The following is a 7479-nucleotide window of genomic DNA, read 5'->3' on the forward strand; positions in this document are numbered from 1 at the left end:
GGGTCCCGGGCAAAACGATTTCGCTACGGACTGTCGGGATCGCGGGTCGTGACAGGTGACGTGAGTCTCAGGCGTAGCGTTCGAGTTCCGGATCGTCGAGGTCTTCTAAGACATCCGTCGCGATTTCGTCGAGGAGAGCCCGTCCGTCCGGGGTGATCCGTCGCCCCTCGCCCTCGGCCGTCTGGACGTACCCGACCGACTCCAACTGCTGGAGGGCGGTCCGGATAATGTTACGACTCCCGTCCGCCTGCTTCGGAGGACTGACCCGGTACCGGTTCGAGCCGTCTGTGGTGTCGCCGTAGGCCGTCGCGAGGCTACCGACGCCGATCGGCCCGTCGACGGCGACCTTTCGGAGGAGACTCGCGGCCCGCGTCTCCCAGAAGTCCTCCTGTTCGGGTGCCAGTTCCTTCCCGACACCCGTCTTGGCGAAGGTGAGCCACTCGGGCGCTTCGATCGCGTCTTCGTCTGCGAGTTCGTCGGCCAGAGCGTCGACGAGATCCTCGGGCGGAACGTCGTAGAGTGTTGCCATTGACGGTTTCTTCCCCGCGGCGTCATTTAAGCGCATCGTCTTCCAGCAGTGTCGCCCACTCTGTGGCCGATCGCGTCACGGTTCACGGACGTTGTCTTCGTGCACCGAGCGTTGCGGCGACCGCCCCGCCGAGGACGATCGGCAACCAGTACGTTGCGACCCGGTAGATCACGATCGCCGCCCCGGCGACGGACGCGGCCACGCCCGTTGTCGAGACGAGCAAGGCGATGAATGCCGTCTCGATCCCCCCGAGTCCACCCGGCAGCGGCGTGATTGCCGCGATACTCGCCACCGGAACCACGACGAGCGTGGCGACGAACGGAACCACGTATCCGATCGCAGCCAGCGAAAGCCAGAGTGCCATCGACAGGGATAGCCATCCCAGCGTCGAGTACAGTGACGCACGCAGGATCGTCCGTCGACTCGACGCGACGCGGTCGATCGAGCAGAAGAACCCTTCGATGCCTTCCTCGATGTCCTCTCGTGTCGGCGGGTCGAGACGAGGGAGTACGTCCCACAATCGCCGGATAGCCGGCGTAAACAACCGAACGACAAATCGTTCGATCTCGTATCGATACCGCCAGCCTGCCAGTACGCCGGCCAGAAAAACCCCTGCCAACGCTCCGACGGCGATCGAAGCGAACAGGAGGTTGCGACCGAGCGAGACGGTCCGAATCGCGAACGTTCCCAAGCCGACGGTCGCCAGGCCGATCGACGGGACGAAGTGCAGCGTGTCGACGCTGGCGATCGCGGCGAGTCCGGTCTCGTAATCGCTGTCCGTGACCTCTGAGATGAGCAACGCCGAGACAGGTTCACCGCCGGCCTGGCCGAACGGCGTCACGTTGTTCGAGAAGACCGCGGCACTGAACACCAGGATCGCCGATCGTGCTTTGATCGAATGACCCAACGCTCCCAGGACCGTATGTAGGGACATCCCCCAGCTCACCAGCCAGAGTCCCGAGAACCCGACGACGGCGATCAGAACCGGAGGTTCGGCCCGTCGGAGCGTTCGAACGATCTCTCCCATCCCGACGAACCAGAACAGGACCGCAAGGACGAGAACCGCCCCTGCAAAGCCCGCAATAGTGGCTCGGCGGTCGCCATTCATATTCTTCTTTCACGACGGGCGTCGGTTTGAACCCACCGAAACCCGGACACAATCGACCGTCGAGTGTTTCACGCTCCCGGTCGAAGCCGACCCATGGACGAGCGGACAGCACTGGGACTGCTCGCAGATCGACTGGCTCCCACCGGGGACGACGCGGCGGTTGTCGAGGATCTGGTATTCACGATCGACATGCTTCATGCCTCGACTGATTTTCCCGACGGAACGACGCGATATACGGCCGGCTGGCGGGCCGTCGGCGCCTCGCTGTCGGACGTCGCCGCGATGGGCGCCGAACCGATCGCCGCGGTCGCCGTCTACGCCGCTCGCGAATTCGAGAGTGAGGAACTGCTGGCGTTCGTCGAGGGGGCCATAGACGTCTGTGACGCGGTCGGTGGTCAGTACGTCGGCGGCGATCTCGACGAGCACCCCGAGTTCTCGGCGTCGACGGCGGCGATCGGTCGGACCGACGCGCCGGTCCTCCGATCGGGCGCCGAACCCGGCGACGTCGTCTGCGTGACCGGCACGCTCGGCCGTAGCGCCGGCGCGATCGCACTGTTCGCCGAGGGCGAGATCGATCGTGCTAACGATCTCTTCCGGTTCGAACCGCGGGTCGCCACCGGCCGGGCACTTGCCCCGCACGCGAACGCGATGATGGACTCCAGCGACGGCCTCGCCAGGTCGCTCTACCAACTCGCCGAAGCCAGCGGCGTGGGTATCGCTGTCGAGTCTCCGTTGCCGATCGACGATGTGGTCACAGAAGTGGCGGCCGACGATGTCGAACGGCGAGAACTCGGGGTGTTCTTCGGCGAGGACTTCGAACTCGTCAGTGCGATCGATCCGGACAAACTCTCGACGGCCCGCAAGGCATCACCGGTTGCCGTGACGCCGATCGGCCATGTCGAAGCGGACGGCGGCGTCACTCTCGACGGCGAAGTGCTGGCCGATCGGGGATACACGCACGGAGAGTGACCGCGGCCTCCATGGGCACGAGAGCAGTGCGACTCACGGCTACTCAGTACCTCCTCAGTATCACGTCACGCCAGTACGATCTCGACGGGGACGGGCATGAAGCAAAGCGCCCCCAGGACGAACGTGACAGCGGCGACGCCCCACCGCAACGGGCCGATCGAACCCTCTCGCAGCGGCGTCGCCGATCCGGCTCGGACCATGACGAGGGCGATCACACCCCAGATCGCCCACAGGACCACTGACTGCGTGTAATCCGTCAGGAAGTACAGTCCGGCCGACAGCGAGAACAGCACGCCAGGGACGGCTGCGGCGACCGTCTCCTGGCGTCGTCCCAGTGTCGCCCGCAGAATGTGCCCGCCGTCGAGCTGGCCGACGGGGATCAGGTTCAGGAACGTTACGAACATACCGACCCAGCCGCCGAAGACGACAGGACTGACAGCCAATCCCCCGCCGTAGCTGGTTGGCTGCCCGGACAGGTCGGCCAACAGCGTGAGCAACAGTGGATCGTTGAATCGGATGTACCCACCCTCTTGGGCTGCGGTCTCGGTCGCCTGTTGGGATACGGCGATCGGATCCAGATGGAGACCGATCACCGTGACGACGACCGTCGCGGCCAGGCCGGCGAGCGGGCCGGCGACGCCGATATCGAAAAGCGCTTTTCGGCTGGGGATCCGACCGCGCATGCGAATAATGGCACCCATCGTTCCGATCGGCGGCGGGACGGGGATGAAGTACGGCAGGCTGGCGTCGACATTGTAGTACCGACTGGCCACGTAGTGGCCTAGTTCGTGAGTCGCGAGGACGCCCAGCACGGCAGCGGTGAAGGGCCACGCCCGGAGCAGGTTCAGCGGGTTCTGGGCCAGGTCGATCTGATACCACCACGTCCCCGCATAGAGGGTTGTCGCGACGGTGAGAACGAACATGACGACGTTTCCCCACGGGATCCCGTCGATGCCGGTTGATCGGGGTTCGGCGACGACCGCGTACGGCGCTGGGGCGCCACGTCGGTCGCGATCGTGGCGTTTGGTCACCGATACATCGTACCCGCGTTCGGCGAAGGCGGGGGCGACCTCGTCGGCGACGTTTCCGGGGGCGATCAACGGTTCTCCGACGTAGCGGACCGCTTCGCCGTCGCGTTCGACGCGATAGACGTGAAAGACCGACGACAGCGTCGCGGGTCCAGGGGGCGAGTTCGACGACTCCTCGGCAGGCATTCCTGTGCCTGTTCAGGGGTTTGGGACGTAAAACACCGACGCCCTGGGAGCACGGACACGGGCGCGGGCGCGGCCGAGAGGACCAACCGGGCGAAGCCGGAGACCTGGAACGTAGTGGTGGACTCTCAGGCAGGCTCGACGCGCCAGGTAGTCGCGCTCGTGTACGACCACTTCTCGACGTTCAGATCGCTAGCCGAATCACGCAACTTCACCATGATCGCTCCGATCTCTTTGGGAGAGAGGTCGACCTCGTCCGCGATGAACTTGCTCTTGAAGTACATCTCCCCGTCCGCAGCTTTCTGTTTGAGGAACGATCGCAACCGCTCTTCCTTGCTGGCGGTCGACTCGTCGAACTGTTCCCCGGAGGGCTGGGTTCTTGTACTCATCTGTGTCACCTCACTCCCTTCTTTCGACCGGATGGGTATATATAGGGGTGAAGCTTCGTTCGACTTCGTGACGTTTTAGCGATCTGGAAAGGTCAATGCGACATTTCATAATGGCCTAGATTGCACTCAAACGTTTTATTTCCCTATCTAATCGATTATTTCACCTCTTTTAGTATAGTATTTATCGAGCCACGATTCTCCGGTCATCGGTCGTTATTCGGAGGCGGACCGGCGTGATCCGGAGGTCATTGTCTGACAGGGGTCCGACGGCGCGCCACGTCGCTTGACAACCCTTAAGACCGAATCGGGGTTACGGCGGGGCAATGAGAGTCGTCGTTTCCATCGGTGGTAGCGTGCTCGCTCCGGATCTCGACGCTGATCGCGTTGCCGCCCACGCCGACGCCCTGGTAGACTTGCTTGCCGCCGATCACGAGGTCGGCGTCGTCACCGGCGGCGGAACCGTCGCCCGGGAGTACATCGACGCGGCCCGAGAACTCGGCGCAAACGAGATGGAACTCGACCACGTCGGGATCGCCGCGACGCGGCTGAACGCCCGGCTGCTGATCGCGGCGCTCGGGCAGCGGGCGGCCCCCGAGCCGGTCGAAACCTACGAGGAAGGTCGCAACGCGCTCCGGCGGGGCGATCTGCCGGTACTCGGCGGAGTCGTCGCCGGGCAAACGACTGACGCGGTGAGCGCGGCCTTCGCCGAGTACGTCGATGCGGACCTGCTGGTCTACGCGACGAGCGTCCCAGGCGTGTTCAGTGCAGACCCCGACACCGACCCCGACGCCTCGAAATTCACGGAAATCGGTGTCTCGGACCTTGTGAACGTCATTGCGGGCATCGAGATGAACGCCGGTAGCAACGCTCCGGTCGATCTTCTCGCCGCAAAACTCATCGAACGATCGGGCATCCGGGCGATCGTCCTCGACGGCAGTGACCCGCGTCGGATCGTCCGCGCGGTCGAGAACGACGACCACGACGGGACGGAGATCGTCCCGAACGAGAGCTGACGATCGGGTGGCCCGACCCGGTGTTTACTATGAAATACAACGTAATCACGCGGTTCCCGGTGTATCGATCGCGGGTGTTCGGCTATGAGTGACCATGATCCCTACGTGACGATAGACGATAGCGATCGTGCGTTCTGGGGAGACGCCGTTGCCGACACTATCGAAACGCGCGACCCCGACGAACCGATCGTTATCAAGGGAGGCGTCTCGCCCTCGGGCGTGCCACACATCGGTCACCTCAACGAGATCGTCCGCGGGTACGTCGTCGCCGAAGTGCTGCGCGATCGTGGCCACGAGGTCCGGCAGGTCTTCACCGCCGACGACAGGGACCGCCTCCGGAAGGTTCCGCGGCAACTCGCCGATCTCGAGTGGAACGTCGTCGGTCTCGGCGAGGTCGATGCGGGTGCGCTCGGACGCAACCTCGGCAAGCCCTACACCTCGATCCCGGATCCCTTCGGCTGCTGTGGATCCTACGGTGCGCACTTCACGAACCTACTGGCAAGGAGTGCGGAGTTACTTGGGATCCCGATCGAGGTTGTCTCGAACACCGAACTGTACGCCGGAGGCGAATTCGAAGACGTCACGCGACACGTTCTGTCGAATCGGGGGCGGGCGCGGGAGATTCTCGCCGACTATCAGGCAAGCGTCGACGAGGGATACGTTCCCTTCCAGGCCGAGTGCCGGTCCTGTGGGGTCCTGACCGACGGGATCGTCGACGTTGACCCCGAGGCCGGCACGGTCGCCTACGAGTGTCGGGACGTGACGGTCGGCGACGAGACGATCGAGGGGTGCGGCCACGAGGGCGAGGTAACCCTTCGAGAGGGGAAACTCCCCTGGCGCTTCGAGTGGCCGGCTCAGTGGTCTGTCCTGGACGTGGATTTCGAGCCGTTCGGGAAGGACCACGCCGAAGGATCCTGGCCCTCGGGCGTCGCCATCGCCGAGGGGATCTTCGATGTCGAGCCGCCGGTTCCGATGGTTTACGAGTGGTTCACGCTCAACGGCGACGCTCTGTCCTCGTCGTCGGGCAACGTCATCACTGCCGCCGAGGTGCTTTCGATGCTCGAACCCGCAGTCCTCAGGTACTTCTTCGTGAAGGACCCCCGGAAGCAGCGGGACTTCGACGTGGCCCATCTCGACCAGTTGGTCGACGAATTCGATCGCTTCGAGGCCGTCTACTTCGACGAGATCGAGGCCAGCGATGAGGAACGCGAACGCGCCGAGTCCGCCTACCCGACCGTCGTCGACGACCTGCGGGCGGAACGCGTCCGCATCCCCTACACGTTCGCGGCGGTTCTCGGGATGACCGACGATCCCGATCTCCGTGAGGAGATCGCCCGCCGCGAGGGGCATATTCCTGACGATGCTCCGGAGTGGGCTATCGAGGAGGCCCTCGCTCGCGTCGAGAGTGCACGCGAGTGGGCACGACGCACGGACAACGAGTTCAATTACGACCTCAAACGAGAGGAGATCCCGGCCGTGGACTTCGACGCCGACACCGAAGCTGCTCTCGACGAACTCGCGGACTTTGTCGCCGAGGGACAGGATGGCGAGGCGATTCAGGGTCGGATCTACGAACTGGCCGAGTCCCACGACCTGGACGTCGGCGACTTCTTCGCCGCCGGCTACCGGCTCCTGTTCGACTTAGAAGAGGGGCCAAAACTCGGGCCGTTCCTCGCGAAACTCGACCGGGAGTTCGTGGTCGATCGGCTCCGCCGCGAGCGGTGAATTTCGGCCGTCACGCCGTGGCGTAGAACAACGTGTCGAACGGAATTTTCATAGGGGCCTGAGCCATCGGGCCCGATAGATGGTCGACACGTTGACGCTGGTCCTGATCGGGGTCCTCGCTTACTCCGTCGTCGCAATGGCGGCCCAGCGATGGGGATACCTGCCGTCCTCGCTGCACGTTTCCGGGCCGATCACCACCCTCCACACGCAGCGCGGCAAGGCGCTGCTCGATCGACTGGCGCGCCACCGGCGGTTCTTTCGGGCCTGGGCGAACGTGGGGCTGGGATTCGCCCTGCTCGTGATGGTCGGGATGTTCCTGACGATCGTTTTCTCCGGCATCTCCGGATTTCGACGCCCGGAGGCGAACCCGATCCGGACGCCGACGGACGCACTGGTGTTGCCGGGAGTCAACGAATTCTTGCCGCTGTCGGCAGCCCCGGAAATAATCTTCGGGCTAGCAGTGGCGATGATCATCCACGAAGGTGGCCACGGGCTGCTCTGTCGGGTCGAGGACATCGAGATCGACTCGATGGGC

7 protein-coding genes and 1 pseudogene are annotated in these 7479 nt (G+C 64.1%); 4 read left to right on the forward strand and 4 right to left on the reverse strand.

Translation table 11 applies throughout. The features are described 5' to 3' along the window. Nucleotides 1–67 precede the first annotated feature (67 nt). On the reverse strand, nucleotides 68–529 hold the full coding sequence (locus tag E3374_RS06100; protein ID WP_136688157.1) for a 30S ribosomal protein S19e: 462 nt from the start codon (nucleotides 527–529) through the stop codon (nucleotides 68–70). Between the two features lie 82 nt (nucleotides 530–611). Next, a complete protein-coding gene (locus E3374_RS06105; RefSeq protein ID WP_136688158.1) occupies nucleotides 612–1637 on the reverse strand; it encodes a lysylphosphatidylglycerol synthase transmembrane domain-containing protein in 1026 nt (341 codons plus the stop codon). 93 nt (nucleotides 1638–1730) lie between these two features. On the opposite strand from E3374_RS06105, the gene thiL reads away from it, so the two are divergent. After that, entirely contained in the window at nucleotides 1731–2606 is an 876-nt protein-coding gene (thiL, locus tag E3374_RS06110) for a thiamine-phosphate kinase (protein ID WP_136688160.1), read from the forward strand. Between the two features lie 65 nt (nucleotides 2607–2671). Here the strand turns inward: thiL and E3374_RS06115 are convergent, their stop codons facing one another. Both E3374_RS06115 and E3374_RS06120 read right to left on the reverse strand, forming a co-directional pair. Then, complete coding sequence (locus tag E3374_RS06115) at nucleotides 2672–3820, reverse strand: site-2 protease family protein (RefSeq protein WP_136688161.1); 1149 nt, start codon at nucleotides 3818–3820, stop codon at nucleotides 2672–2674. A 125-nt stretch (nucleotides 3821–3945) separates the two neighbouring features. Beyond that, the gene (locus E3374_RS06120) at nucleotides 3946–4206 is read right to left on the reverse strand and encodes a DUF7123 family protein (RefSeq protein ID WP_136688162.1); all 261 of its coding nucleotides are present in this window, start codon (nucleotides 4204–4206) and stop codon (nucleotides 3946–3948) included. 323 nt (nucleotides 4207–4529) lie between these two features. Between E3374_RS06120 and pyrH the strand changes: the two genes are divergently transcribed. The 3 genes and pseudogenes from pyrH to E3374_RS17575 form a co-directional block, all read left to right on the forward strand. Next, entirely contained in the window at nucleotides 4530–5219 is a 690-nt protein-coding gene (gene pyrH, locus E3374_RS06125) for a UMP kinase (protein ID WP_136688164.1), read from the forward strand. Nucleotides 5220–5303: 84 nt separating this feature from the next. Then, nucleotides 5304–6944 carry a lysine--tRNA ligase gene (gene lysS / locus E3374_RS06130; RefSeq protein WP_136688166.1) on the forward strand — a complete coding sequence of 547 codons (1641 nt, stop codon included), beginning with the start codon at nucleotides 5304–5306 and terminating at the stop codon, nucleotides 6942–6944. Nucleotides 6945–7023: 79 nt separating this feature from the next. Beyond that, nucleotides 7024–7479, forward strand: a pseudogene (locus E3374_RS17575) (site-2 protease family protein); the annotation flags it as partial.

The organism is Halorhabdus amylolytica (assembly GCF_004944975.1).
GTDB classification, from domain to species: domain Archaea; phylum Halobacteriota; class Halobacteria; order Halobacteriales; family Haloarculaceae; genus Halorhabdus; species Halorhabdus amylolytica.